This is a genomic window from Thalassospira sp. B30-1 (genome assembly GCF_015767575.1).
Lineage (GTDB): Bacteria > Pseudomonadota > Alphaproteobacteria > Rhodospirillales > Thalassospiraceae > Thalassospira > Thalassospira xiamenensis.
This window is the reverse complement of the sequence record NZ_CP065232.1, coordinates 3,947,353-3,971,724: the sequence shown is the minus strand read 5'-3', so window position 1 is coordinate 3,971,724 and position 24,372 is coordinate 3,947,353. Positions and strand designations below refer to the sequence as shown.

Annotated in this window: 21 protein-coding genes and 1 tRNA gene; 17 read left to right on the top strand and 5 right to left on the bottom strand. The window is 55.6% G+C overall.

The features are described 5' to 3' along the window. The first annotated feature begins 81 nt into the window (after positions 1-81). Both IT971_RS18660 and IT971_RS18655 read left to right on the top strand, forming a co-directional pair. Positions 82-987: a protein phosphatase CheZ gene (locus IT971_RS18660; RefSeq protein WP_065701832.1), complete on the top strand. Its 906-nt coding sequence runs from the start codon at positions 82-84 to the stop codon at positions 985-987. A gap of 211 nt (positions 988-1,198) precedes the next feature. Beyond that, the gene (locus tag IT971_RS18655) at positions 1,199-1,603 is read left to right on the top strand and encodes a hypothetical protein (RefSeq protein WP_007092281.1); all 405 of its coding nucleotides are present in this window, start codon (positions 1,199-1,201) and stop codon (positions 1,601-1,603) included. A gap of 84 nt (positions 1,604-1,687) precedes the next feature. On the opposite strand, the gene IT971_RS18650 is transcribed toward IT971_RS18655, so the two are convergent. Both IT971_RS18650 and IT971_RS18645 read right to left on the bottom strand, forming a co-directional pair. Next, a complete protein-coding gene (locus tag IT971_RS18650) occupies positions 1,688-2,170 on the bottom strand; it encodes a peroxiredoxin (RefSeq protein ID WP_007092280.1) in 483 nt (160 codons plus the stop codon). Positions 2,171-2,522: 352 nt separating this feature from the next. Then, complete coding sequence (locus IT971_RS18645; RefSeq protein WP_223304872.1) at positions 2,523-4,748, bottom strand: protein-disulfide reductase DsbD; 2,226 nt, start codon at positions 4,746-4,748, stop codon at positions 2,523-2,525. A 393-nt stretch (positions 4,749-5,141) separates the two neighbouring features. Here IT971_RS18645 and IT971_RS18640 point away from each other — a divergent pair, with 393 nt between their 5' ends. Continuing rightward, on the top strand, positions 5,142-5,720 hold the full coding sequence (locus tag IT971_RS18640; protein ID WP_065701830.1) for a YqgE/AlgH family protein: 579 nt from the start codon (positions 5,142-5,144) through the stop codon (positions 5,718-5,720). Between the two features lie 88 nt (positions 5,721-5,808). Here IT971_RS18640 and IT971_RS18635 read toward each other — a convergent pair whose 3' ends face one another. Then, on the bottom strand, positions 5,809-6,630 hold the full coding sequence (locus IT971_RS18635) for a hypothetical protein (protein WP_007092277.1): 822 nt from the start codon (positions 6,628-6,630) through the stop codon (positions 5,809-5,811). A 944-nt stretch (positions 6,631-7,574) separates the two neighbouring features. Here IT971_RS18635 and coxB point away from each other — a divergent pair. From coxB to IT971_RS18565, 14 genes are all read left to right on the top strand, one after another. Further along, complete coding sequence (coxB, locus tag IT971_RS18630) at positions 7,575-8,426, top strand: cytochrome c oxidase subunit II (RefSeq protein WP_007092276.1); 852 nt, start codon at positions 7,575-7,577, stop codon at positions 8,424-8,426. Positions 8,427-8,437: 11 nt separating this feature from the next. After that, positions 8,438-10,024: a cytochrome c oxidase subunit I gene (ctaD, locus tag IT971_RS18625; protein WP_065701829.1), complete on the top strand. Its 1,587-nt coding sequence runs from the start codon at positions 8,438-8,440 to the stop codon at positions 10,022-10,024. Positions 10,025-10,111: 87 nt separating this feature from the next. After that, positions 10,112-11,038, top strand: a complete 927-nt coding sequence (gene cyoE / locus IT971_RS18620; protein ID WP_175484468.1) for a heme o synthase — start codon at positions 10,112-10,114, stop codon at positions 11,036-11,038. After that, complete coding sequence (locus tag IT971_RS18615; RefSeq protein WP_156487974.1) at positions 11,035-11,172, top strand: hypothetical protein; 138 nt, start codon at positions 11,035-11,037, stop codon at positions 11,170-11,172. The genes cyoE and IT971_RS18615 overlap by 4 nt, the downstream gene beginning before the upstream one ends. 7 nt (positions 11,173-11,179) lie before the next feature. Continuing rightward, positions 11,180-11,770, top strand: a complete 591-nt coding sequence (locus IT971_RS18610; RefSeq protein ID WP_065701828.1) for a cytochrome c oxidase assembly protein — start codon at positions 11,180-11,182, stop codon at positions 11,768-11,770. Between the two features lie 83 nt (positions 11,771-11,853). Continuing rightward, positions 11,854-12,654 (top strand): cytochrome c oxidase subunit 3, encoded by an 801-nt coding sequence (locus IT971_RS18605; RefSeq protein WP_007092272.1) that lies wholly within the window; start codon positions 11,854-11,856, stop codon positions 12,652-12,654. A 17-nt stretch (positions 12,655-12,671) separates the two neighbouring features. Then, entirely contained in the window at positions 12,672-13,040 is a 369-nt protein-coding gene (locus tag IT971_RS18600; protein WP_063092052.1) for a DUF983 domain-containing protein, read from the top strand. A 9-nt stretch (positions 13,041-13,049) separates the two neighbouring features. After that, positions 13,050-13,772 carry an SURF1 family protein gene (locus tag IT971_RS18595; protein ID WP_063092051.1) on the top strand — a complete coding sequence of 241 codons (723 nt, stop codon included), beginning with the start codon at positions 13,050-13,052 and terminating at the stop codon, positions 13,770-13,772. A 110-nt stretch (positions 13,773-13,882) separates the two neighbouring features. Further along, on the top strand, positions 13,883-15,370 hold the full coding sequence (locus IT971_RS18590) for a carboxypeptidase M32 (RefSeq protein ID WP_065701827.1): 1,488 nt from the start codon (positions 13,883-13,885) through the stop codon (positions 15,368-15,370). A gap of 120 nt (positions 15,371-15,490) precedes the next feature. Beyond that, positions 15,491-15,910 carry a cyclic nucleotide-binding domain-containing protein gene (locus IT971_RS18585; RefSeq protein ID WP_063092049.1) on the top strand — a complete coding sequence of 140 codons (420 nt, stop codon included), beginning with the start codon at positions 15,491-15,493 and terminating at the stop codon, positions 15,908-15,910. Between the two features lie 171 nt (positions 15,911-16,081). Beyond that, positions 16,082-17,479, top strand: coding sequence for a threonine synthase (gene thrC, locus IT971_RS18580; protein WP_065701826.1), 1,398 nt, complete (start codon positions 16,082-16,084; stop codon positions 17,477-17,479). A gap of 47 nt (positions 17,480-17,526) precedes the next feature. Next, positions 17,527-18,786: a pitrilysin family protein gene (locus tag IT971_RS18575; RefSeq protein ID WP_065701825.1), complete on the top strand. Its 1,260-nt coding sequence runs from the start codon at positions 17,527-17,529 to the stop codon at positions 18,784-18,786. Between the two features lie 120 nt (positions 18,787-18,906). Continuing rightward, the gene (locus IT971_RS18570) at positions 18,907-19,839 is read left to right on the top strand and encodes an ROK family protein (RefSeq protein WP_065701824.1); all 933 of its coding nucleotides are present in this window, start codon (positions 18,907-18,909) and stop codon (positions 19,837-19,839) included. After that, positions 19,836-20,558 (top strand): copper homeostasis protein CutC, encoded by a 723-nt coding sequence (locus tag IT971_RS18565; RefSeq protein WP_065701823.1) that lies wholly within the window; start codon positions 19,836-19,838, stop codon positions 20,556-20,558. Before IT971_RS18570 ends, IT971_RS18565 begins: the two co-directional genes overlap by 4 nt. Before the next feature lie 19 nt (positions 20,559-20,577). Here IT971_RS18565 and IT971_RS18560 read toward each other — a convergent pair whose 3' ends face one another. Both IT971_RS18560 and IT971_RS18555 read right to left on the bottom strand, forming a co-directional pair. After that, positions 20,578-24,069: a hypothetical protein gene (locus IT971_RS18560; RefSeq protein ID WP_065701822.1), complete on the bottom strand. Its 3,492-nt coding sequence runs from the start codon at positions 24,067-24,069 to the stop codon at positions 20,578-20,580. Positions 24,070-24,296: 227 nt separating this feature from the next. After that, positions 24,297-24,371, bottom strand: a tRNA-Gln gene (locus tag IT971_RS18555). Between the last annotated feature and the right edge of the window lies 1 nt (position 24,372).

Below are 24,372 nucleotides of genomic sequence, written 5' to 3'. Positions count from 1 at the left end.
TGTGATCATCTGACCACGGGGGTGGGTGATCGGGGGAACAGGGATCGGGTCAAGCCCGTTGCCGGAGGATTGAAGTCAGCCATGACACGTCGCGTGCAGAAGGTTTTCACCGCAGAACGCCGTTTAAAAGAACGTTCGGGTGGTGTGGTGGAAGATTGGTCGGATTCCTTTTTCGATCCGACGCTTGAAACCGGTATGGGTGCAGGTGCGCCATTGCCAGCGCCGAAACCGGCTGCGACCGTTGAGGCATCCGGGATCAATCAGGCTGTACTTGATGAAATTCGTGCCCTGAGGTCGGAAGTCGCCCAACTGCGCGATGCGGTGCGTGCCGGTGGCAGTATTGATGCCGCCCATATCGCACCGGCATCGGATGGTGATGCGATGGATGTATTGCCCGATCCGGTCAGCAGCAATTTTACCCATAGCAATCGTCCGGGTGCGTCGGAACCGGACAAAGACGACCTTGAACTGATCCGCAAGCAGATCGAGGAAATGAACGAACATATTCACAGGGCGAAGATGCAGATCGCGTCGCTGCGTCATCCGAAGGCCGAGGATGACCGCCTTGTCAGTGCGACCACCGAACTTGATGCGATCATCAAGGATACGGAAATGGCAACGCATACGATCCTTGAATCCGCCGAACAGATCGACGATCTGGCGATGACGCTTAAAAATTCGGCACCATCCGACTTTGTGGCCGAACATGTCGAACAGATCGCGTTTCTGGTCACCAAGGTTTTCGAGTCCTGTAACTTCCAGGACATCACCGGCCAGCGCATCAACAAGGTGGTTCGGACCCTTGAATTCGTTGAAGAACGGGTTCACAACATGATCCTGATCTGGGGCGAGGATGCCTTTAGCGATCTGCCGGTTCCCGAAAATGATGACGGGACGCCGAAGAACGAGGATGACGATCTTCTGAATGGTCCGCAGTTGGAAGGCGAGGGGATCAGTCAGGACGACATCGACAAATTGTTCGACTGAGTATTTCCAAATCGGGGTGATGATCTTATATTCAGGGTTGAAACCCTGAAGAAGTCTTGTTCGGAAACAAGATTTTACGAATTTCCGACTTCTCATCGGTCAACCAAAAGTTTACGGTTTTCCGATATAGTCGAATTCACAAAAAACAAAAGCAGCGTTGGGATGCGTGTGACGGGCAGTTGCGCGCGTTTTGGTGCGCTTGGAGGATGAAATGGGATTCTGGTCGCTTGGCACTTTGCGCCAGCCAAAGGCACAAGATATCAAATGGCGGAAAAGCCCGCGTGGCGAGTATTATCGCCTGTTCATGATCGATGATTTCAGCGAGCTGAAACTTGACAATGTTGGCGGTGTCTATCTGCTGTGGCATGGCGGGATCAAACCGTCATGGCTTGTCGCCGGGGCCACCGAAGATCTGGGCCACAGTTTTGTTGAACTGTCCCATGACCGTGACATTCGCGAATATGACAATCGCGGCGGTGTCTTCATGAGCTGGTCGCCGATCAAGGAAGATTTCCGCGAAGGTGTGGTGCATTTCATTGCCAAACACACCGACCCGACTTTTGAATGCGATTTTGACAGCCGGTCAGAACCAATACCGGTTTTGCTGCCGCGTTAGGGGCCTGCCCCCAAGGATGCGGCATCAAAATAAAAAGCTCCGCGGATCAGGCGGAGCTTTTTGCTTTTTGCAGGTGTTTCGGGCTTAGAGTTTGCCCAGCACGGTTTCGGCACTCGACACGTCAAAGGCGCCGGGTTCCTCGACCGCAAGATCGGTGACCTTGCCGTCATCGACAATCATGGCAAAGCGGTTGGCGCGTTTGCCAAGACCGCGACCGGTCAGGTCGAGTTCAAGGCCGGTCTTGCTAACGAAGGCGAGGTCGCCATCGGACAGCATGGTGATGTTTTCACCGGCATTTTCGGCCTTTGCCCAAGCGTTCAGAACAAAGGCATCGTTCGATGCCAGGCAGACGATTTCATCAACACCCTTTGCCTTGATGGCATCGGCATTGGCAACGAAGCCCGGCAGATGTTTGGCCGAGCAGGTCGGGGTGAAAGCGCCCGGCACGGCAAAGACAACGACCTTGCGACCGGCGAAAAATTCGTTGGTGTTGACGGCTTCGGGGCCGTCGGCGGTGGCGCGGAAAAGCGTGACTTCGGGAAGTTTGCTGCCGACTTCGATGGTCATGGGGTTTTCTCCGTCATGCGGGGGGCTTGATTGCCGCCCTTGTTCTGGTGATTGGGTAGAGCCTTTTCCGTTGGGATTGAAGCGATTTTGTTCGCCAAACCCGAACCCTTCGGGCCGGGACATTCTTCTGCCCCGCAGCGTCAGGGATCTTGACCGTAGCCCCGCTACGCTCTGCGATCCCTTCCTTGCGGGACAGAAGAATGCCTCCGGCAAAACGCTTCAATCCCAACGGAAAAGGCTCTAGGGCCATCAAACAGCAAAACGGGTTGATCTTCAATCATATCCGTTGGGGTTTCGATGGTTTCAAATCTTTGTCACGGTTTATCGTGATCCCGAAAAGATGTGCATCACATCACTTTTTCACAAGGTCGGTACCACCAGATGCGCGGGCGATGGCATCAAGGACTTCCTGTTTGCCGAGCAGTTCGGACAGCAGAACACCGTCCGGTGCCTTGGGCCCGAATACGGCATTGAACGGAATGCCATAGCGGCCATAACCCGCCAGATATTGCGAAATCACCGGATCGGGACGGGTCCAGTCGCCCTGCATCAGGATGACGTCATCGGCGGTCAGGGCAGCGGTCATATCGTCGGTTTCAAGGACCAGCTTTTTATTGACCTGACAGGTCACGCACCATTCGGCGGTAATATCGACCAGCACGGTTTTGCCATCGGCAACATGGCGGGCGATTTCATCCGGGGCGAAGGGCCGCCACGGCAGGGTTTCGGTGCTGGTGCGCGATGCGGTGTTCTTGAGCGGGGCCTTGGAAAAGCCCGGTGCAAACAGGGCGGCCAGCACGCCAAGGGTGGCAAGTGCTGTAAAAGCAAATTTGCGTTTCTGCACCGTCGTGCGGTGGCGGGCAAACAGAAGGATGCCCGCGATCACAAGGGCGACACCAACTGCAATCGCCCCGCCCATGCCGATCTGAACCGCCAGAACCGACAGCAGCCAGATGGCGGTCCCGGCAAGGGCCACGCCCAGAACCCCTTTGACAAAGCCCATCCAGCGGCCCGGCTTGGGCAGAAGGCGGGCGATTTCGGGCCGGGCGGCAATCGCGAGATAAGGAATGGCAAGCCCGATACCCAGCAGGGTGAATATCCAGAAAATGTCAAAGCTGCTGCCTGCCAAAGCAAAGCCAACGGCGGTGCCAAGGAACGGGGCCGAGCACGGGGTTGCCAGCAGGGTGGCAAACATGCCGGTCAGGAAATGACCGCCAAGGTGGCTTCCGGATTGTTCGCGCGTGGTGATGGCATCATTAGCAGCATTGCCGAGTTCAGCCGGACCGTTGATTTCAAACAGGCCCCACATATTGAAGGCAAACAGGGCGACGATGATGGTCATCACGGTCAGGAACAGCGGTTGCTGGAACTGGATGCCCCAGCCAATCGTGCCGCCCGCAAGCTTGATGCCGATCAGGACGGCCGCAATCAGCCAGAAGGATGTGATGATGCCCGCCGCACTGGCAAGGAAGCCACGGCGGGTGGCACTGCGTTCGGCACCCTGGGCCTTCATCGCCGACATGACCTTGATCGAGAGGACCGGCAGGACGCAGGGCATGAAATTCAGGATAAAGCCGCCCAGAAGGGCCAGCGCGCCGATCAGCCAGAGGCTGGTGGCGGCGATGCTGGTGCCGGAAACGGTGTTGCTGCTGGTGGCAGAACCAGACGGGGCAGCGGCGATCTGGCAGTCCTGTTCGATGGCAAGGGGCCCCGCAATGACGGTGACGATCACGTCATCGCCAATCGTGGTCTGACCGTCTTTCAGGCCATAGATCGGGATCCGGAATTGCTGTGTGCCGGTTGCGTTATCGGTTGCGGTCGGGACCGGCACGCCAAAGCCAAGGCGGACATTGCCTTCGATCAGGATTTCAACCGGGTCGGTCGCGGTTTGATCAAGACCCGAGACGGCGACATTGAGAAATGTTTTGTCCTTTTCGCCCGATGCGTCGACCGACTGCCAGATATCGGTGACCGACATTGGCAGGTTGTCCCCGCGAAGCGGGACGCGGGATGCGAATTTTTCGATGTCATGGGCAAAGCTGCTGATGGCGGGGTTATCGCCATCCGTGCCGCCCGAAAGACTTGCCGGGATATCAAGGGTAAGGTGGGCCTGTGCGGGGATGCAGACATCGCTGCAGACCAGATAATCGACATCAAGCTCGATATGGGCGGCCTGTGCGGGATCGGTCACGGGGACATCAATCGGCAGGATGATGTGATCCTTGTAGCCGAATGTTTCGAGGCCAAAGATCGAGAAACGGTGCGGCGCGGGCCAGCGGATTTCGCCATCGCCGATGTTGGTTGATCCGGCCCAGTCGAGCTGCGGCGGGAAACCGGCATCACCGGCACTGCGCCAATAGATTTTCCAGTCGGGCTCAAGTTCGAATTCAAGACCAAGGCGGATTTCATCGCGGCCATTGATGGCGTCGCGCGCGCTTAGCAGGCGGACCGATGCGAAATCCTCGTCAACCCGGTTGCTGGCGGCGGTTTGCGCATGCGCCCCTGTGCCCGCCCCGATACCCAGGGGGGCGAGGGCTGCGATAAACAGGCCAAGGATGACAGGCAAAGACCGGATCACGGGTGGTTCCTTCTGGTTTTCGAAACGGGCACGATGACATTCCGTTTGGTGGATATGGCACAAAACCGGGCTTTGTGCCACCGGCACGCCCCAGGATGCCATGGAAATGATGGCTAATCCCGGTTGATGTTCAAAGCAAGGCACGACTGCGTTACCGGCTCGTGTGCCTGGTGGGTTGATCGGTGGTGTGCCCGGTGATGTGATCAGGAACACCATCTTTTTACCAGGCGATTGCTGTCGATTGCCTGTCTGGCTACCTACATGTAAAGCAGTGGCGCGTTTCGGCTTTGATCAATGTCATTTTTGGACTGTTTTCAGGCAAAGGTGGCTTTCGGTGGTAATGGGCGACGGATCGCGTTAGGTTTGTATGAGCAAAACAGGAAAAGTTCGGGAATGGGAATTAAAGAACACACTGGCGAATATCTGGAAGGGAAGCTGCTTGTGGCGATGCCGGGCATGCGTGACCCCCGCTTTTCGCAAAGCGTGGTCTATATCTGTGCCCATAACGAGGATGGGGCGATGGGGCTGGTGATCAACCGGCTGATTGACAGCATCACCTTCCCGGAATTGCTTGAACAGCTTGGCATTGCGCGCCCGGCACCGACGATTGAAGATATTCAGGTGCATTTCGGCGGACCGGTCGAAAGCGGGCGGGGCTTTGTTCTGCACAGCACCGATTTTGAGAACGAGGCGACATTGCATGTCGATCCGGGTGTTTCGGTGACGGCAACGGTCGATATCCTTGAACAGATTGCGCTCGGCGAAGGCCCGAAAAGCAGTATTCTGGCCCTTGGCTATGCCGGATGGCGCAGCGGGCAGCTTGAAAACGAGATTCTTGCCAATGGCTGGCTGCATGTCGATGCCGATGCCGACCTTCTGTTTGGTGTTGATTGCGAAGACAAATGGGAACAGGCCTTTGCCAAGCTGGGTTTTGCCCCGGAACTTCTTTCAGGCGAAGCGGGCCACGCCTAAGGCCACGGGACCAAACTCTGCACGTGAAAAAGCCTGCCGTTTCCGGCAGGCTTTGGTGTTTTGGTGACGTTTCAGGCCAATAAACGGATCAGTCAAACAGGGCGTCGATTTCTTCCTGCGAGAAGATCTGATCGATTTCGTCCTGACTGACGCGTTCGACGTTTTGCGGCGCGCGGGTAACGGTTTTATCGAGATTGTCCTGACCTTTGGGGTCGGCGGGCAGATCGAATTCGCCAAAGTCATCCTCGCCCCAGATTTCGATCACGCGGGTGACGCGTTCCTCGATATATTTCATGGTGTTGACGACTTTGGTGATGCGCTGCCCGGTCAGATCCTGGAAGTTGCACGATTCAAACACCTTGACCACCAGATCAACGATGTCGTCGGCAAGCCCCTGGGTATAGTCATCGGGGGCGGCAGAGCGGATATTATGGGCAACCGCATCGATTTTTTCGACGGTTTCAAGGATGTTGGCGGTGGCATCCTCGGTCGCGGCGACGACGGAATCAAGTTCGCCCTTGACGATGTTGATCCGCGTGCCGCTGCTGTCGTCCGGCGCGGTATAGAGGGCGGCGATTTCGCGCTTGGTTTCCTGAATGGAATTGGCAAGGGCGCGAATTTCGGTCTTGAGCATGCGAAGCTCTTTGCGGGCGTCGTCCTGATCATCATCATCGGCGCGCGCATTCAGCTTCTTCTGTTCTTCCATCATGATGCGGATGTCGGACAGAAGTTCTGCCTTCAGATCCTCGATCGCATTATGGAGTGTCGACATATCCGTGCCACCCACTGCGCCGCCGCCATCAGGGGACGGGGCCGGTAGCGGCAGGGAGACGATATCACTCATACTTTCCAGCTTGTTGAGCAGCCGGAGCTCTGCGGTGAAAAGCTTTTTGCTTCCTTGGCGGGACATGAGCGAACCTCGATCTGAAACGTCACGGTAATCCTGTTCCGATGATAATCCACAAATCATCCCGGAACAGAAAAATATAATACTTTTGCATAGAATGGTTTCAGCCAAACGATCAGTTTGGCAAGACCATTCCCCTGATATTGGGGAAGATTCCCTCAATTAAAGGCATCTGCGCGTTTTTATGTAGGTTTCGTGTCCCGAAATACGGAAGCCGGTGCGCTTTTTTCCGGTGATTTCCTTGTGATTACAATCACAGAGATCGCAGCGTTTATCAACCTTTGTGCGGTGCATTCGAAAAACTTCATGCGTGCGGTCGGGGCATGCCGGGCCCGGTGTTGAAACGGGGAGTGATGATTTTACGACTCGGAACAGGGTAAATGATTGATTGTGATGGTTTTGCCTGTGGATAAAGTGGGCAAACGGGGGTGATTCTGGCGGTAAAACACGCGTCGTTCGGGGGATGCCGATAAATCCGTACTTAAATAAGGATTTTACCTGCGGTTTGTATCGCCTAAAGGATAATTTTGCCCTGTCTGTTGCGTGGCAGCAAAGCGGGCTATGATGGTCCGGCGCGATGAGGAATGGCACCATTTCTATCGCAAGGGTAGGCGATTGGATTTAGAAAAAAATTGAACCCATGCGCTAAATTCCTGAAAGGAAAAGTAATATTTTTGTGCAACGCAGCGAGGTTTTTTCTGGAACAGGCTGTTAAGATAGGCTATTCGCCTTCCATACCGTTGTGCCGCAGTGCATGCGGGTTTGAAAATCAGGTTTGTCTGATGTTACGTCGCGATCCTGGTGGCTATGCCGATTTATGGTTGAGTCATCACGGCATACCTTTTCGATGAACGAACAACCCGTTATGTTCGTATATGTCGAGGGTCACGATGTGGCTTTCCTTTGGACAAATTGCCTTGAGATGTAATGCGAGGGGGCAGATTCGCATGTCGATCAAGATGCTGTTTCCCATTCTTTTGCTGGGATTGGCAGTTCTGACCGGACTGGATAGTGCCGCGCTTGCCGCGGTTGGTCAGCCTGAGCCATGGCAACTGGGTCTTCAGCACCCGGTTTCGCCGGTGGCTGTACAGGGCCATGATTTCTTTATTCTTCTGACATGGCTGATGACCGCCGTTACGGTGATCGTCCTGCTGTTGTTGCTTTATGTTCTTTTCCGCTTTAGCCGGAAACGGAATCCCATCCCGTCCAAGACCACCCACCATACGCTTCTTGAAATCGTATGGACCGTGGCGCCGGTCCTGATCCTTCTGATTATCGCGATCCCGTCGTTCCGTCTGCTGTATTTCGCAGACCGCGTCGAAGACGCCGATATGACGCTGAAGATCATCGGCAAGCAGTGGTACTGGACGTATGAATATCCCGACAGCGGCAATTTCACGTTCGATTCCCTGATGATCGACGAGGAAACCGCCGTTGCAGAGGGCAAGATGCGCCTTCTGGATGTGGACAACCCCGTCGTTCTGCCGGTTGACACCAATATCCGCCTGATCATGACATCGGACGATGTGATCCATAACTGGGCCATGCCGTCGCTGTTCATCAAGCTGGATGCCGTGCCGGGCCGCCTGAACGAAACCTGGACCCGCATTCCGGGCGAATATGCAGGCACCACCTTCTATGGTCAGTGTTCGGAACTGTGTGGCGTGAACCACGCCTACATGCCGATCGCGGTCAAGGCCGTGACCATGGAAGAATACGAAGCATGGGTCGCACAGGCCCAGGAGAAATTCGCGTCGGTTGATCTGCCGTCGCCGGTTTCTGTGGCTTCGGCAGAGTGAGGGAGAGATTTATGGCTCACGCTGACACACATTCGCATGATGATCACATGCCCGGTTTCTTTACCCGTTGGTTCCTTTCGACCAACCACAAGGATATCGGCACGCTCTATCTTGCATTCTCGCTGGTTGCCGGTCTGATCGGTGGTGCGTTTTCGGTCTGGTTCCGTATGGAACTGGCCCATCCGGGCACCCAGGTCATCGAAGATCACCACTTCTTTAACGTTCTGGTCACCGCACATGGCATGATCATGGTGTTCTTTGTTGTCATGCCCGCCATGATTGGCGGTTTTGGCAACTGGTTCGTACCGATCATGATCGGTGCGCCCGACATGGCGTTCCCGCGACTGAACAATATTTCGTTCTGGCTGCTCGTGCCGGCCTTTGCACTTTTGATGCTGTCGGCGGTGGTCGGTAGCGGTGCCGGGACCGGCTGGACGGTTTATCCGCCGCTGTCGGCCTCGCTTGGCCATCCCGATGCATCGGTTGATCTGGCGATCTTTGCGTTGCACCTTGCCGGTGCAAGCTCGATCCTGGGGGCGGTGAACTTCATCACCACCATTTTCAACATGCGTGCGCCGGGCATGACGCTTCACAAGATGCCGCTGTTTGCGTGGGCGATGCTGGTGACCGCGTTCCTGCTGCTTCTGGCGGTGCCGGTGCTGGGTGGTGCGATCACCATGCTTCTGACCGACCGCAACTTTGGCACGGATTTCTTCAATCCGGCCGGTGGCGGTGACCCGATCCTGTATCAGCACCTGTTCTGGTTCTTTGGTCATCCCGAAGTTTACATCATGATCCTGCCGGGCTTTGGCATCATCAGCCACATCATTTCGACCTTCTCGCGCAAGCCGATTTTCGGCTATCTCGGGATGGCTTATGCCATGGTCGCAATCGGTGTTGTCGGTTTCATCGTGTGGGCGCACCACATGTATACCGTCGGCCTTGATGTTGACACGCGTGCCTATTTCACCGCGGCAACGATGGTGATTGCGGTGCCGACCGGGGTTAAGATCTTTTCGTGGATTGCAACGATGTGGGGCGGCTCGATCGAGCTTCGCGCACCGATGCTGTGGGCGATTGGCTTTATCTTCCTGTTCACGGTTGGTGGTGTGACCGGCGTTATCCTGGCGAACTCCGGCATGGATCTGCCGCTGCATGATACCTATTTCGTGGTGGCGCATTTCCATTATGTGCTGTCGCTGGGTGCGGTGTTCTCGATCTTTGCGGGCTTCTATTACTGGTTCAGCAAAATGTCGGGTTACGAGATTTCCGATCTGGGCGCCAAGATTCATTTCTGGCTGTTCTTTATCGGTGTCAACCTGACCTTCTTCCCGCAGCACTTCCTGGGGCTGGCCGGCATGCCGCGCCGTTATGCCGATTACCCGGATGCGTTTGCAGGCTGGAACCTTGTTTCGTCCTATGGTGCGTATCTTTCATTCGCAGCGACGATCTTCTTTGTCGGGGTGGTGGCGCATGCCTTCATCCGTGGCAAAAAGGCCGAAGCCAACCCATATGGCGAAGGTGCGGATACACTGGAATGGACCGTCAGCTCGCCGCCGCCGTTCCATACCTTTGACGAACTGCCGCGCATCAAGTAATTGATCCGATCTTGCGTTCCCCGCCGGTGACCATGGGTTCCCGGCGGGGAACATACGACCGCCCCGAGAAAAGAAGACCAGAATTACATGACCAAGCAGGCCGCCCAGCAGACCCTTGCAATCGATAACATCGCCGCATTACCGGTATCGGAAGTGCGCGACTATATTGCGTTGCTTAAACCCGGTGTGATGACCCTTGTGGTGTTTACCGGTGCCGTGGGTCTTTTGATTGCACCGGGAACAATGCATCCGTTCCTGGCACTGGTTGCGATTGCCTGCATTGCCGTTGCCAGCGGTGCGGCGGCGTCGATCAACATGTGGTACGACCGCGACATCGATATCCACATGAAACGCACCCAGAACCGTCCGATCCCGGCGGGGCGTGTGCCCGCCGACGAGGCGCTTTCGCTGGGGATTGCGTTATCCATTCTTTCGGTGACCGTGATGGCGGTTGCGATCAATTTTGCCGCCGCCGCCCTTCTGGCGGTGTCGATTGCGTTTTACGTGTTCGTTTACACCATGTGGCTGAAACGCAGCACACCGCAGAATATCGTTATTGGCGGTGCCGCCGGGGCATTTCCCCCGATGATCGGCTGGGCGTCGGTGACCGGCGGGATCGATATCAATTCGATTGCGCTGTTTCTGATTATCTTTATGTGGACGCCGCCGCATTTCTGGGCGCTGGCCCTGTTCCGGTGTGGCGATTATGCCAAGGTCGGGGTTCCGATGATGCCGGTTGTGGCCGGGGAGGCCGCAACCAAAAAACAGATGCTGATCTATACGATCCTGTTGTTGCCGATCACGTTTGTGCCGGTCGCGACCGGATTGCTTGGCGTGTTTTACGGTGTGACGGCGGGACTGACCGGGCTTTGGTTCCTGCGTCATGCGGTTCGCGTGTTGCGCAATGCGGAAGAAAAAGCACCGCACAAGATGTTCGGATATTCGATCCTGTATCTGTTCGTTCTGTTCGGGGCGATGGTTGCCGATGTCTGGATCAAAGGATATCTGGCATGACCGAGCCCAAAATGACCAAAGCCGAACTCGACGCGTTTTACGCCAAACGGCGCAAAAAGAACTGGGCGTTTCTTGTCATTCTTGGCGGGTTGGCGGTTCTGTTTTTCGCCATCACCATTCTTAAGATGAGCTAGGGCATATATGGCTGATCAGAAGCATGCGGACAAAACAAAGGCGCGCAACAAGCGCGTATTGCTTGGTTGTGTTGCCGTTGTTGGCGGCATGATTGGCCTGTCTTATGCTTCGGTCCCGCTTTATGCGCTGTTCTGTCAGGTGACGGGATATGGCGGCACAACGCAGGTTGGCACCGATGCGCCGCGCGATGTTTCGGAACAGACCATCAAAATCCGGTTCAATGCCGATGTGAATTCCCGTCTGCCGTGGCAGTTCAAGCCCGAGCAGCGCGAAATGACCGTGAAACTGGGCGAAGACAACCTTGCCCATTACATGGCCGAAAACATGTCGGTCAAACCGATCACCGGTCAGGCGGTTTACAATGTAACGCCGCTTAAGGCCGGGCAGTATTTCAGCAAGATCGCCTGTTTCTGTTTTGACGAACAGACGCTTGAACCCGGCCAGCGTGTGGATATGCCGGTCAGTTTCTATGTCGATCCGGCGATTGCAGAAGACCCGAATACCCGAGACGTGAAGACCATTACCCTGTCCTATACCTTCTATAAGGCCGAGGCATCGGTTGAAGGGCCGGACGGGGACGAAGAAAATGGAGGCTAGGGCCTGATGATTGTGCAGGTATCCCGGTTTCCAATGAAGAGAGCTTTAAAGGTTTCATTTGTGAGGATTGAGGGGGGCGAGGAATGAGTGATCACGCTCAGAAACATCCGTTCCATCTGGTAGACCCGAGCCCGTGGCCGTTGGTGGCTGCGATGTCGGCAGGGCTGTTTACCGGTGGCATGGTCATGTTCATGCATTCGGATCGTGCGCCGACAGATTTCTGGCTGGCAGCACTTGGTTTGGCGGGCATTCTTTTTGTGATGTTCCGCTGGTGGAGCAACGTGATCAGCGAGTCCAGCATCTACCACAACAAGGTGGTGCAGATCGGCTTGCGGTATGGCATGTCGCTGTTTATCGCGTCCGAGGTGATGTTCTTTGTCGCCTTCTTCTGGGCCTTCTTCCACAACGCGTTTGTGATTTTCAGCCCCGGCGTGACCGAATGGCCGCCCGCAGGCGTTGAAGTCCTTGATCCGTGGGATTTGCCGTTCCTCAATACGCTGATTCTGCTTCTGTCGGGCTGCACGCTGACCTGGGCGCATCATGGCTGCCTTGAAGGCAAGAAAAAGGATATGGTGCAGGGGCTGGCGATTACGGTTGCCCTTGGCGTTATCTTCCTGTGTCTTCAGGCTTATGAATACAGCCATGCCGCATTCGGTTTTGCCGATGGCATTTATTCATCGACCTTCTATATGGCGACGGGTTTCCACGGTTTCCATGTGTTTGTCGGTACGGTGTTCCTGGCGGTGTGCCTTGGCCGCGCGATCAAGGACGGCTTCAAACCCGATCATCATTTCGGTCTGGAAGCCGCAGCCTGGTACTGGCATTTCGTTGACGTTGTCTGGCTGTTCCTGTTCTTTGCCGTTTACATCTGGGGCGGCGAATAAAGGATACCGGTCACCCAATGACCATGGATTATTATCCAGCACTTTCCCCCATACGCACCGGGCTGGCATGCAAATGCCCCCGCTGCGGTGGGGGAAAGCTGTTTTCGGGCTTTCTGACGGTTCGCGAGAGTTGCGAGCAATGCGGTCTTGACCTTCGTGGTCATGATGCCGGTGATGGCCCGGCGATTTTCATCATTTTCATCCTTGGTTTTGTCGTGGTGCCGCTGGCGCTTTGGGTCGAGATGACCTATATGCCGCCTTTGTGGTTGCATGCGGTGTTATGGTTTCCGACCATCATCGGGGTAACACTGGCCTTGCTGCGACCGTTAAAAGGCCTCATGGTGGCGCTGCAATATCGCCATCGGTCGACTTCCGAACAGGATTGAACCCAATAGATGCCCCTTCTGACGACACGCCCCAGCCCTGCGATCAAAATCTGTGCCGGTCTTGCCCTTGTGATCCTTCTGGGACTTGGGTCCTGGCAGGTGGATCGCCTGTTCTGGAAACAGAACCTGATCGCGGAACGTCAGGCGCATGCGTCCGAGCCGCCGATTGCCGTGCCAACCGATGTGGCACCGGACCCGGCGATGGCATTCCGGGCCGCCTATGCCGACGGTCATTTCCTGAACGATCAGGAAATGTATCTGATGGCGCGCACACGCCGGGGCAATATCGGGTTTCATCTGATCACGCCGCTGGAACAGGAAGATGGCCGGATCATTCTGGTCAATCGCGGCTGGGTGCCGCAGGATTATCGCGATCCGTCAACCCGCCCTGACAGCCTGATTGAAGGCAATGTTCGGGTGACGGGTGTGTTGCGCCTGCCGCAGACCCGACACTGGGTTCAGCCGGAAAACGAGCCGCTGGAAAACCAGTGGTTCTTTGTCGATGTCGATGCGATGGCCGAGGATAGCGGGGCGGATCTTGCCAGCCGCTATTATCTTGAACTTGACGAAACGGAAATCCCCGGCGGGTTGCCGATTGGTGGTCAGGCCAAAATCGATCTTCCGAACAATCATCTTCAATATGCGATCACATGGTACAGCCTTGCGCTTTCGCTGATTGTGATCTTTATTCTGTATCACCGCCGCCCGCAGAAGGATGGCGCAGACAGCTGATCTGGCTGCCTGTGATCCAGCCCTTTGATTGCCGGATGCCGCCATTGTGCGGCATTTTGGCCGTGCTTTTTTTTTGCCCCGTTTTCCGGTTCCGCCGAACAGGAGTTTCCATGACTGACGCCTATAAATCGCTTGAAGCCCGTTTTCGCCGCATCAATGTTCTGTCCGATATAGGCGGCATGCTGCATTGGGATATGGCGGCGATGATGCCCAATGGCGGGGCCAATGCCCGGTCCGAGCAACTGGCGACCCTTGATGTCATGGCCAATGAACTGATCACCGCACCCGATATGGGCGATCTGATCGAAGCGGCCGGGGGTGAAAACCTTGATGCGTGGCAGAAAGCCAATCTGGCGGAAATGAAACGCAATTGGGTGCATGGCACGGCGGTGCCGTCCGATCTGGTGGAGAAAATGTCGCTGGCGGCGACCAGTTGCGAAGTCGCATGGCGCGGGGCGCGTGCCGATAATGACTTTGCCGGGCTTTTGCCGAAACTTCAGACGGTTCTTGACCTGTCGATAGAGGCGGGCAAAGCCAAGGCCGAAGCCCTTGGCACGTCGGTCTATGACGCGCTTCTCGATCAGTATGACCCGATGATGCGGTCTGATCGGATCGATAGCCTGTTTGCCGAACTGGAATCGTTCCTGCCGTCCTTTACCGCCGAAGTGATTGAACGCCAGAAGTCCGAACAAGCCCCGATCAGCCCGGCCGGGCCGTTCCCGGTTTCGGTTCAGAACAGGGTCGGCCTTGATCTGATGCAGGCGGTCGGTTTTGATTTCGAGCATGGCCGTCTGGATATTTCGCATCATCCGTTCTGTGGCGGCATTCCCGATGATGTGCGCATTACGACGCGCTATGACGAGAATGATTTCACATCGGCGATCATGGGGGTTCTGCATGAAACCGGCCATGCGATGTATGAACGCGGATTGCCCGGCGCGTGGCGCAATCAGCCGGTAGGCAAGGCGCGCGGCATGACCCTGCATGAAAGCCAGTCGCTTCTGGTGGAAATGCAGGCCAGCCGGTCGGAAGAATTCCTGACCTATGCCGGGCCGGTCTTCAAGACGGCGTTTGGTGGCGATGACGCGGCTTGGAATGCAGGCAACCTGCATCGGCTTTATACACGGGTCGAGCCGGGCCTGATCCGCGTGGATGCCGATGAGGTGACGTATCCGGCGCATGTGATCCTGCGCTATCGGCTGGAGCGCGCCCTGATCGAAGGCGACATGAAGCTTGCTGATCTGCCCGGGGCGTGGAACGAAATGATGGGCAAGTTGCTGGGCATTACGCCGCCCGATGACAGGGATGGCTGCATGCAGGATATCCATTGGCCATCAGGTGCGTGGGGATATTTCCCGACCTATACGCTGGGCGCGATGGCAGCGGCCCAGATTTTTGCCGCAGCGAAAAAGGCCAAGCCGGAAATTCCAGGCGCATTGGCACGGGGCGATTTCAGCCCGTTGATGGGGTGGCTTGGCGAAAATATCCACGGCAAGGCATCGAGCAAATCAACCGACGAGATTCTGATCGAGGCAACCGGTCAACCGCTTGGCGTGGCGGCCTTCAAGGCGCATATGGAAAACAGATATGGCGGGTGAAACTGATTGATTGGCGATAGGTATCTGCTAGCATCACTCGTCCTTCCGGCACAGGTGACGGCAGGCAAATAGCCCCACATCAGGATATTCTGATTTAATGTCCATTTTCCCGGAAGTGTCATGGGGATAACCGACGGCAACAAGAAAGTGATGGATCGGCAGGTATATGCCGCCGATCAGGTGATCTTCCGGGAAGGAAAACCCGGCAGTGCAGCCTTTGTCGTGCAGGAAGGCCGGGTTGAAATCTTCAAGACCATGAATGGCAACGAAGAAGTCATCCTTGGCACCATCGAAGCCGGGGGGCTTTTCGGTGAACTGGCATTGGTGGACAACCAGCCGCGGATGGCATCGGCGCGGGCGCGTGAACGCACGGTCCTGATTGCGATCAATCGCCAGACGTTTGAGCAGAAAATGGCGGCGTCCGATCGCTTCATCAAGGCGATCCTGCGGATTCTTCTGAATAACTACCGCACGGTGGTGCGCCGTGCCGCGGTGGCGGAAGCCAAGCTCAAGGAACACGGGATCGAGCTTGATAAATAGGCAGCGATCACGCGGCGTTACGCGATATTGCGCAAAGCACGCCTGATCTTCCGGATTGACCCTTGACTATGGCGGCTGTTCCCCTCACTAACTTTCGGTTTGGAGTGTCTTTGCCCGTTTGGGGCAGGGGTGCCTGAATGTTGTGAAAGCCCAGTTCAGGAGCATAGGTCGTTGCGTTATGTCAGCACGCGGGGAACCGCGCCGGTTTTGCAGTTTGATGATGTCCTTTTGGCCGGTCTGGCCCGTGATGGTGGATTGTATGTGCCTGAAAGCTGGCCGACTTTTACTGCCGATGACATTCGTGCGCTGCGGACCCTGACTTATGCCGAGGTTGCCTATAAGGTGATCCAGCCCTTTACGACCGGATCGGTCGATGATGCGGCGCTTAAAACCATCCTTGAAGAAACCTATGCCGGGTTTGATCACGAAGCGGTCGCACCGCTTAAGCAGCTTGGTGCCAATGACTGGGTGATGGAGCTTTTTCATGGTCCGACCCTGGCGTTCAAGGATTATGCGTTGCAGGTGGTCGGGCGGCTGTTTGACCATGTTCTGGCCAAGCGCGGCGAACGGATCACGATTGTCGGGGCGACGTCGGGCGATACCGGGTCAGCCGCGATTGAAGCCTGCCGGGATCGGGAAAATATCGATATTTTCATCCTGCATCCGAAGGGGCGCGTTTCCGAAGTCCAGCGCCGCCAGATGACGACCATCCTGTCGGACAATGTGCATAACATCGCGGTCGAGGGATCGTTTGATGATTGTCAGGACCTGGTGAAGGCATTGTTCAATGATCATGCGTTTCGCGACGAGGTCGGCCTTTCGGCGGTCAATTCGATCAACTGGGCGCGCATCATGTGCCAGATCGCCTATTATTTCTGGGCGGGGGCGCAGCTTGGATCGCCGGAACGCGAAATATCGTTTTCCGTGCCGTCGGGCAATTTCGGCAATGTCTATGCCGGATATGCCGCGATGCAGATGGGGCTTCCGATCAAACAGTTTGTGGTCGGGGCCAATCGCAACGACATTCTCGCCCGCTTTTTCGAAAGTGGGGTGATGAAGATGGAAGGTGTCGAGCCGTCCATCAGCCCATCGATGGATATTCAGGTCAGTTCGAACTTTGAACGGTTGATGTTTGATCTTTATGATCGTGATGGCCTTGCGATTGCCGGGATGCTGACGAAGTTCCGCGAAACCGGGATCATGGAAATGTCGCAAGGGCAGTTTGCCCGGGCGCGGGAACATTTTGACGGTTATCGGCTAAGCGATGATGAAACCCGGGCGGCGATCAGGGATGTGCTGGCGACCAGTGGCGAGCTTGTTGATCCGCATTCGGTGATCGGTATTGTCGCCGGGCGCAAATGCAATCGCGATAAATCGGTGCCGATGGTGGCCCTGGCGACAGCACACCCGGCGAAGTTCCCGGATGCGGTCAAACAGGCATCGGGGATTTACCCGGACTTGCCCGAACGGCTGTCTGACCTATATGACCGGCCTGAGAAGGTCGAGCCCATGTCCAATGATGTTGGTGCATTGATGGCGCATGTTCGCGACAGGCGACGTGCGGCCTGAAATACAGTAATACGAGGGCATGAAATGAAACACAGGAGTAAAGCTATATGACAGTCGAGCTCACCCGGCTTGACAACGGGATGATCGTTGCGACCGACCGCCTTGAACATGTTCAATCCGTAGCGCTTGGCGCGTGGGTTGATGTGGGTGCGCGCAACGAAACACCCGATATCAACGGCATTTCCCATATGCTTGAACATATGGCGTTCAAGGGAACGCGGCGTCGCAGCGCGCTTCAGATTTCCGAGGAAATCGAGAATGTTGGCGGGCAGATGAATGCCTATACCTCGCGCGAGAATACGGCCTATTACTGCAAGGTCCTGCATGAAGATCAGGAACTGGCGATTGATGTGATTGCCGACATTTTGCAGAACTCGACCCTTGATGCGAAGGAACTTGAACGCGAACGTCAGGTGATTTTGCAGGAAATCGGGCAGGCCAATGACACGCCCGATGACATCATTTTCGACTATTTCCAGGAAACGGCCCTGCCCGATCAGGCGCTTGGCCGGTCGATCCTGGGCAGTCCGGAAAATGTATCGTCGCTGTCACGCGATGATCTGTTTGATTTCATGTCGCGGCGTTACAGCCCGAAACGCATGGTGTTTTCGGCATCGGGCAAGGTTGATCATCAGCAGATTGTCGATCTGGTATCGGAAAAGTTCGATAACCTTCCGGCGCATGAAGATCATGAAATGGAAGCCCTTCGCTATGAGGGCGGCAGCCGGATCGAGCAGCGCGACCTTGAACAGGTGCATGTGATTTTCGGTCTGCCGACGGTGTCTTATACCGATGACAGTTTCTATGATCTGCAGGTGTTCAACACGCTTCTGGGTGGCGGCATGTCTTCGCGGCTGTTCCAGGAAATCCGTGAAAAGCGCGGGCTTGTCTATTCGGTCTATAGCTTCTCGTCACATTATGTCGATGGCGGGCTGTTTTCGATTTATGCCGGAACCGGGCCGAATGACATTGGCGAATTGATGCCGGTGATGTGTGACGAACTGGTGCGCGCCACGGTCGATTTGACCGAGGAAGAAGTGAACCGGGCGCGCGCACAGCTTAAGGCATCGGTCGTGATGGGCATGGAAAGCAATTCCGGTCGTTGCGAAACGCTTGCGCGCCAGATCCAGATTTTTGGTGGTCCGCAGACCATGGAAGAAATCATTGCCAAGGTCGAGGCGGTTGACCTTGAACGGGTGCGTGCGGCGGGCAAGTCGCTTCTGGGCGGGACGCCGACGGTGACAGCGCTTGGGCCGGTCAAGGGCATGCCGGGTTATGACGATCTGGCGGCACGGCTGCGCGCCTGATCAATCTGATTGTCGATATGGAACGGCGTTCGCACATGTGGCGGACGCCGTTTGTTTTTGCGGGCGGCGGTCCTGTGGTATATCCGATAGGAAAGATCACGGGGTTTTGGGCAGGCTGGCATGCAGTACGCATTTGATATTGGCGGATCGAAAATCGAATTCGGGGTGTTTGATGGCGGGGGCGATATCCGGTCCCAGATCAAGGTGCCGACACCCGCACAGGATCGCGATGCCTTTGTTGCGGCGATTGCCGGGCTGATTGCCGATGCGGACGGTGAATTTGGCGAGAATGCCGATATCGGCATCAGCTTTGCCGGGGGGCTTGACCCGCAGACCGGGGCGGTGATTTCGGCCAATATTCCGGCGATCAAGGGATGGCCGTTTGGCCCGGAACTTTCCAGAATCCTGAACCGCGATGTGCGGGTTGCCAATGATGCCGATTGCTTTGCACTTGCCGAGGCACGCAGCGGGGCGGCCAAGGGCGCGCGGACGGTTTTTGCCATCATCCTTGGCACCGGGGTGGGCGGCGGCATTGTGGTGGATGGGCAGTTCATTGGCGGGCGCAGTGGCATTCGCGGCGAATGGGGGCATGGCAATGATGTGTCGGGTGCGCTGATCCGTCATGGGCTTGCGCCGGTGGTGTGCGGCTGTGGCCGGACCGGGTGCCTTGATGCCTGGGGCGGGGCGCGGGGGCTTGAACGGATTTACGCGCAGATTGCCGGACTTTCCCCCCGACAGGAACGGCCAAGTTACGAGATCACCGACGGCTGGCAGGGCGGGGACGCGATGGCAGGCCGCGCGGTGGAGATTTTTGTCGATCTTATCGCGGGGGAGCTTGCATTGATGGTCAATGTGCTTGACCCCGATTGCGTGCCGGTCGGCGGCGGGCTGGCATCCGAAAGCCGCCTGATTGCGATGATCGATGACGCGGTCCGCAAACGGGTTCTGGGCCGTTATGACGCGCCCTTGGTGGTGCCGGGGCAGCATAGCCGCGATGGCGGGCTTCGCGGGGCGGCGATGCTGCATCTTCTGGATGGCGGGGCGGGTGTATGACAGCCGGGATCAAACCGCTTCTGGAAATCTGTGTTGAAAGTTTTGACGATGCGATGGTGGCCGCGCGTGCCGGGGCGGATCGCATTGAATATTGCGCGGCCCTTGCGGTCGGCGGGGTGACGCCAAGTGCCGGGGCGATGGCCCGTTTGCGCGATATTCCCGTGCCCTGCCGGGTGATGATCCGGCCAAGGCCCGGCGATTTCATCTATGGCGCGTCTGACGTGGCTATGATGAAACATGACATCGCCCTTGCCCGCGACCACGGGGCAGAGGGGGTCGTGATTGGGGCGGCGATGCGAGACGGGCGGCTTGATCGGGATATGCTGGCCGATCTTCTGTCCGTGGCGGGCGGGCTTGGGGCGACATTGCATCGGGTGTTTGACGCAGTGCCCGATCCGTTTGACGCGCTTGAAGGTGCCATCGATCTTGGCTTTGACCGCATCCTGACATCGGGCCAGCAGCCGACCGCCGAACAGGGGGCGGACATGATTGCGCGCCTGATCACGCAGGCAGACGGACGGATCACGATCCTGCCGGGATGCGGTATTACACCGGAAAATGCGGCGGTATTGTTGCGCAAAACTGGGGCGGTGGAGCTGCACGCATCGTGCAAGAAAGCCATTCCGGCGGGGGTCGGTTATGCCGCCGGACGGGTGGAGACCGATGGGGATGCGATCCGGGCGCTTGTGGCGGTGATGGCGGGGTTAGTTGCACCGTAATGCATGTGTGCACAAGGTTCTATTCGGGCTTGAGGCTAAGGATACCCGTCACATAAGAAATCATATCTTCCAAAGTGAGAGTTTGGTCGTCGTTCGTCTCGGAAAGAACGAGTTCTGTTCCAAATTTGTCTGCTAAGGTATTTAATCGTTCCAGCATTGCCCCAACGCGATCCCAGTCGCTATTTTTTCCGGCAGCGTTAGTGAGGTTGACAGCGGCCCTTACTTCTTCCACAGCGATTTCAGGATGATCGCTGAATTGGTTACGAAGGGCATCCAGTCGGGCCAGCATGTCGTCAACCCTGACTCGGTCGCCCTTTTCTCCAGCAGCGTTTATGACGTTTACGGCGGCCATTGCCTGTTGCAAAGCGATTTCAGGATGATCGCTGAATTGGTTACGAAGGGCATCCAGTCGGGCCAGCATGTCGTCAACCCTGACTCGGTCGCCCTTTTCTCCAGCAGCGTTTATGACGTTTACGGCGGCCATTGCCTGTTGCAAAGCGATTTCAGGATGATCGCTGAATTGGTTGCGAAGGGCATCCAGTCGGGTCAGCATGTCGTCAATCCTCACCCATTCGCTCTTTTCTTCAGCAGCGTTGATGATGTTGAAAGCGGCCATTGCCTCATGAAAAGCGATTTCGGGATGATCGCTGAATTGGTTGCGAAGGACATCCAGCCGGGCCAGCATGTCGTCAACCCTGACCCAGCCGCCCTTTTCTCTAGCGTCGCTAGTGACGTTTACGGCGGCCATTGCCTCATACAAAGCGATTTCTGGATGGTCGTTGAATTGGTTGCACAGAGTATCCAGTCGGGCCAGCATGTCGTCAACCCTCACCCACTCGCCCTTTTCTCCAGCGTCGCTAGTGACGTTTACGGCGGCCATTGCCTCATACAAAGCGATTTCAGGATGATCGCTGAATTGGTTGCGAAGCGCATCCAGTCGGGTCAGCATGTCGTCAACCCTGACCCAGTCGCCCTTTTCTCCAGCAGTATTGATGACATTGACGGCGGCCATTGCCTCACGCAAAGCGATTTCAGGATGGTCGCTGAATTGGTTGCGAAGGGCATCCAATCGGGCCAGCATGTCGTCAACCCTGACCCCGTCGCCCTTTTCTCCAGCAGCGTTGATGATATTGACAGCGGCCCTTGCTTTTTCCACAGCGATTTCAGGATGATCGCTGAATTGGCTGCGAAGGGTATCCAGTCGGGCCAGCATGTCGTCAATCCTGACCCATTCGCCCTTTTCTCCAGCAGCGTTAATGACATTGAGGGCGGCCCGTGCCTCATGCAAAGCGATTTCAGGATGATCGCTGAATTGGCTGCGAAGGGTATCCAGTCGGGCCAGCATGTCGTCAACCCTGACCCAGTCGTCCTTTTCTCCAGCAGCGTTAATGACATTGAGGGCGGCCCGTGCCTCAGGCAAAGCGATTTCAGGATGATCGCTGAATTGGCTGCGAAGGGTATCCAGTCGGGCCAGCATGTCGTCAACTCTGACCCAGTCGCCGTTTTTAAGAGCGGCGTTGGTGGCGTTGAATACAGCCTTAGCTTCTTGCAAAGTTATACGGTTGCTTTCGGGGAATTTATTAGTCAGGCCTTGGATACCATTTAAGAAGTTGTTTGCGGCTGGAATGGCATTTGATCTCAGGTAGTGTGTTGTATAGTTCGGTGCCAGAAATGAATAAGTATAAGCAGCCTGTTCGGTGTTGCAGATTTGCATGGCGGACGGGAGATCAATTTCTGCGATTTTTTGTGGGAAGTCTTGTTGCATTCGCAAAAGAGTGATCACGGAGCCGACTTTACCTTTTTCCAAGACTGCATTGAGAAAGGTATGCCGGTGTTTGGGAATATCTTCCATCAGGGTTTTGGCCAGAAAATATTCGCCCATGATATCGGGTTCAAGCGGTGGCAAGAACGTTCCGGTGCCGCTCAGTGCCAAGATAAGATGGGTGTTTTCATCGGGTGGGGGATCAGGAAGATATCGCGCAAGTGTGGCCCCATAGTCCGCTTCTTTGGAAGCGAGATCGTTAAAGTCCAATACTTCTTGTTGGAGAGTTGCAAGGGCCAAAGCCAGTTTATAGCGCTGCAATACGCCTTTTTCATCCTTGGCTGCTGGTCGCCAGTGCATATATTCTTCGCGCTTGAGCATGCCTTCAAGGACGTCTTCTTGGGTCAGTTGGACGACAATCTGTTCGGTATTTGATTGGGAATCTTCATCGGCTTCGGCCATGAGGGCATCTGCGGTGGCCAAGGCGAAAAGCGGACGAGGAAGACCAGAATCATTTGGACGTGTATCGACCTTTTTTGCAGCAGATAAAAGGGTTTCATCATCCGGCGGGGTTTTTCCGTCTTTAATGAAACGACCACGCATCATCTGGATAATGGCGGTTTCATCCACCGGTGGGATGGGAAACCCATTTTTGTCTTCATGACCAAACACATGATTCAATATCATTATGTCGTCGCCGTTCGGGGGGATCATTTGGTTTAGCCAGTTTTCGTCCGCTTTGCGTTCGAGCAAAAGGACGCGGACTGGAAAATCATAATGTTTGGCCTGACTGGCGAAATTGCGCAGAAGATTGCCGGTTTCTTTCGGTTGGCTCGCGACATAGTCAATCACAATGAAAGTCGGTTTTTGTGGCCGCCATTTTGCAATGTTGCTGGCAGATTGCAGGTCCTTTATCGACAGTCGGCCAGCATCCCAAATTGCCGAGTTTAATTTCTTTTGGGTGAAATCATAGGCCAGTCGTGTCTTGCCGGTCCCACCATCACCCGTGAGCAGCATCCAGCGAAAATTGAATATCGGTCCGCACAGCGATAGATCGCCAACGAATTGGTGCAGAAGGGTGATTTCGTCGTTGCGGCCATACAATTCATCAAGGCCAGAAGTATATTTCACCCGGTCAAAAGCACCAAGGTTTTGGGGCCTGTGTGCAGTTTCCGGCCAAGAAAGAACAGGAGCGTAGTCACTCTGAAACGCATTTGTGATGTCCTGACGAAAAGTCTCAATCAAAGTGCTTGTTTGATCGTCTATCGCGTTCAGGATTTTGTCCTGACCTTGGACGTTATACAGTGCCAGCATGGTTTCAAGTGAGGTTGCCGAATCGATATTGATATCGGAGGTATCAACCGTGCGGCCGTCTGTAATGGCGGTAAGAACGCTGTTTTTGAGGGCGTCTTTGGTTTTTTCGCCATGCTGAATATTGATCAGGCGTTGCAGCAAGCCTGCAAGTTTTGGTTGCCGGTCAATGAAGGCGGCAAGGCGAGAGGTGATTGACTTGCCAATAAAGGATTCAGACTTGGAAGCAGTCGAAGTGATCAGTCGAAAGGCAAGATGATGAAGTGGGGGCTTGAAGCCCAAATCGCGCAGTTCGGCAAGTAAGGTTTTCTTTATGTGTTCATCAGCCAGAAGACCGGACAGTAAACCGGATTTTGCCAGTTTTTCTTTGATGTCGTTGGCATCGGAGGCGCCATCTGATTGATTTGCCGTGGCGCTTTCTGTCTGGGTATCTGACACGGATGATCCTCATATTCCTGACGGTTTATTAGGACTATACAATGCAGGGTTGTCGATACCAGATAAAAACCGCAATTACGGTGGGCGTCGTAATTTTTCGCGTCATGTCAGGTTCTTGGAAAGCGGTGGCGCACTGGCAGATGGCGAGGCGTAAAATCGCTGCTATCGGTCGTTTTGAAGCAGAAAAAAGAAAACCGCTTTGAGGAAAACCTCAAAGCGGTTTGTCTTGGCTGGGGCGGTAGGATTCGAACCTACGGTACACGATACCAAAAACCGATGCCTTACCACTTGGCCACGCCCCAT

Coding starts and splice junctions, on each gene's coding strand:
- IT971_RS18650 (WP_007092280.1), bottom strand. CDS start 2,170: ATGACCATCGAAGTCGGCAGCAAACTTCCCGAAGTCACGCTTTTCCGC.
- IT971_RS18605 (WP_007092272.1), top strand. CDS start 11,854: ATGAGTGATCACGCTCAGAAACATCCGTTCCATCTGGTAGACCCGAGC.
- cyoE (WP_175484468.1), top strand. CDS start 10,112: ATGACCAAGCAGGCCGCCCAGCAGACCCTTGCAATCGATAACATCGCC.
- IT971_RS18585 (WP_063092049.1), top strand. CDS start 15,491: ATGGGGATAACCGACGGCAACAAGAAAGTGATGGATCGGCAGGTATAT.
- IT971_RS18590 (WP_065701827.1), top strand. CDS start 13,883: ATGACTGACGCCTATAAATCGCTTGAAGCCCGTTTTCGCCGCATCAAT.
- IT971_RS18565 (WP_065701823.1), top strand. CDS start 19,836: ATGACAGCCGGGATCAAACCGCTTCTGGAAATCTGTGTTGAAAGTTTT.
- IT971_RS18640 (WP_065701830.1), top strand. CDS start 5,142: ATGGGAATTAAAGAACACACTGGCGAATATCTGGAAGGGAAGCTGCTT.
- IT971_RS18570 (WP_065701824.1), top strand. CDS start 18,907: ATGCAGTACGCATTTGATATTGGCGGATCGAAAATCGAATTCGGGGTG.
- IT971_RS18600 (WP_063092052.1), top strand. CDS start 12,672: ATGACCATGGATTATTATCCAGCACTTTCCCCCATACGCACCGGGCTG.
- IT971_RS18635 (WP_007092277.1), bottom strand. CDS start 6,630: ATGTCCCGCCAAGGAAGCAAAAAGCTTTTCACCGCAGAGCTCCGGCTG.
- IT971_RS18655 (WP_007092281.1), top strand. CDS start 1,199: ATGGGATTCTGGTCGCTTGGCACTTTGCGCCAGCCAAAGGCACAAGAT.
- IT971_RS18615 (WP_156487974.1), top strand. CDS start 11,035: ATGACCGAGCCCAAAATGACCAAAGCCGAACTCGACGCGTTTTACGCC.
- IT971_RS18660 (WP_065701832.1), top strand. CDS start 82: ATGACACGTCGCGTGCAGAAGGTTTTCACCGCAGAACGCCGTTTAAAA.
- IT971_RS18595 (WP_063092051.1), top strand. CDS start 13,050: ATGCCCCTTCTGACGACACGCCCCAGCCCTGCGATCAAAATCTGTGCC.
- IT971_RS18575 (WP_065701825.1), top strand. CDS start 17,527: ATGACAGTCGAGCTCACCCGGCTTGACAACGGGATGATCGTTGCGACC.
- IT971_RS18610 (WP_065701828.1), top strand. CDS start 11,180: ATGGCTGATCAGAAGCATGCGGACAAAACAAAGGCGCGCAACAAGCGC.
- ctaD (WP_065701829.1), top strand. CDS start 8,438: ATGGCTCACGCTGACACACATTCGCATGATGATCACATGCCCGGTTTC.
- coxB (WP_007092276.1), top strand. CDS start 7,575: ATGTCGATCAAGATGCTGTTTCCCATTCTTTTGCTGGGATTGGCAGTT.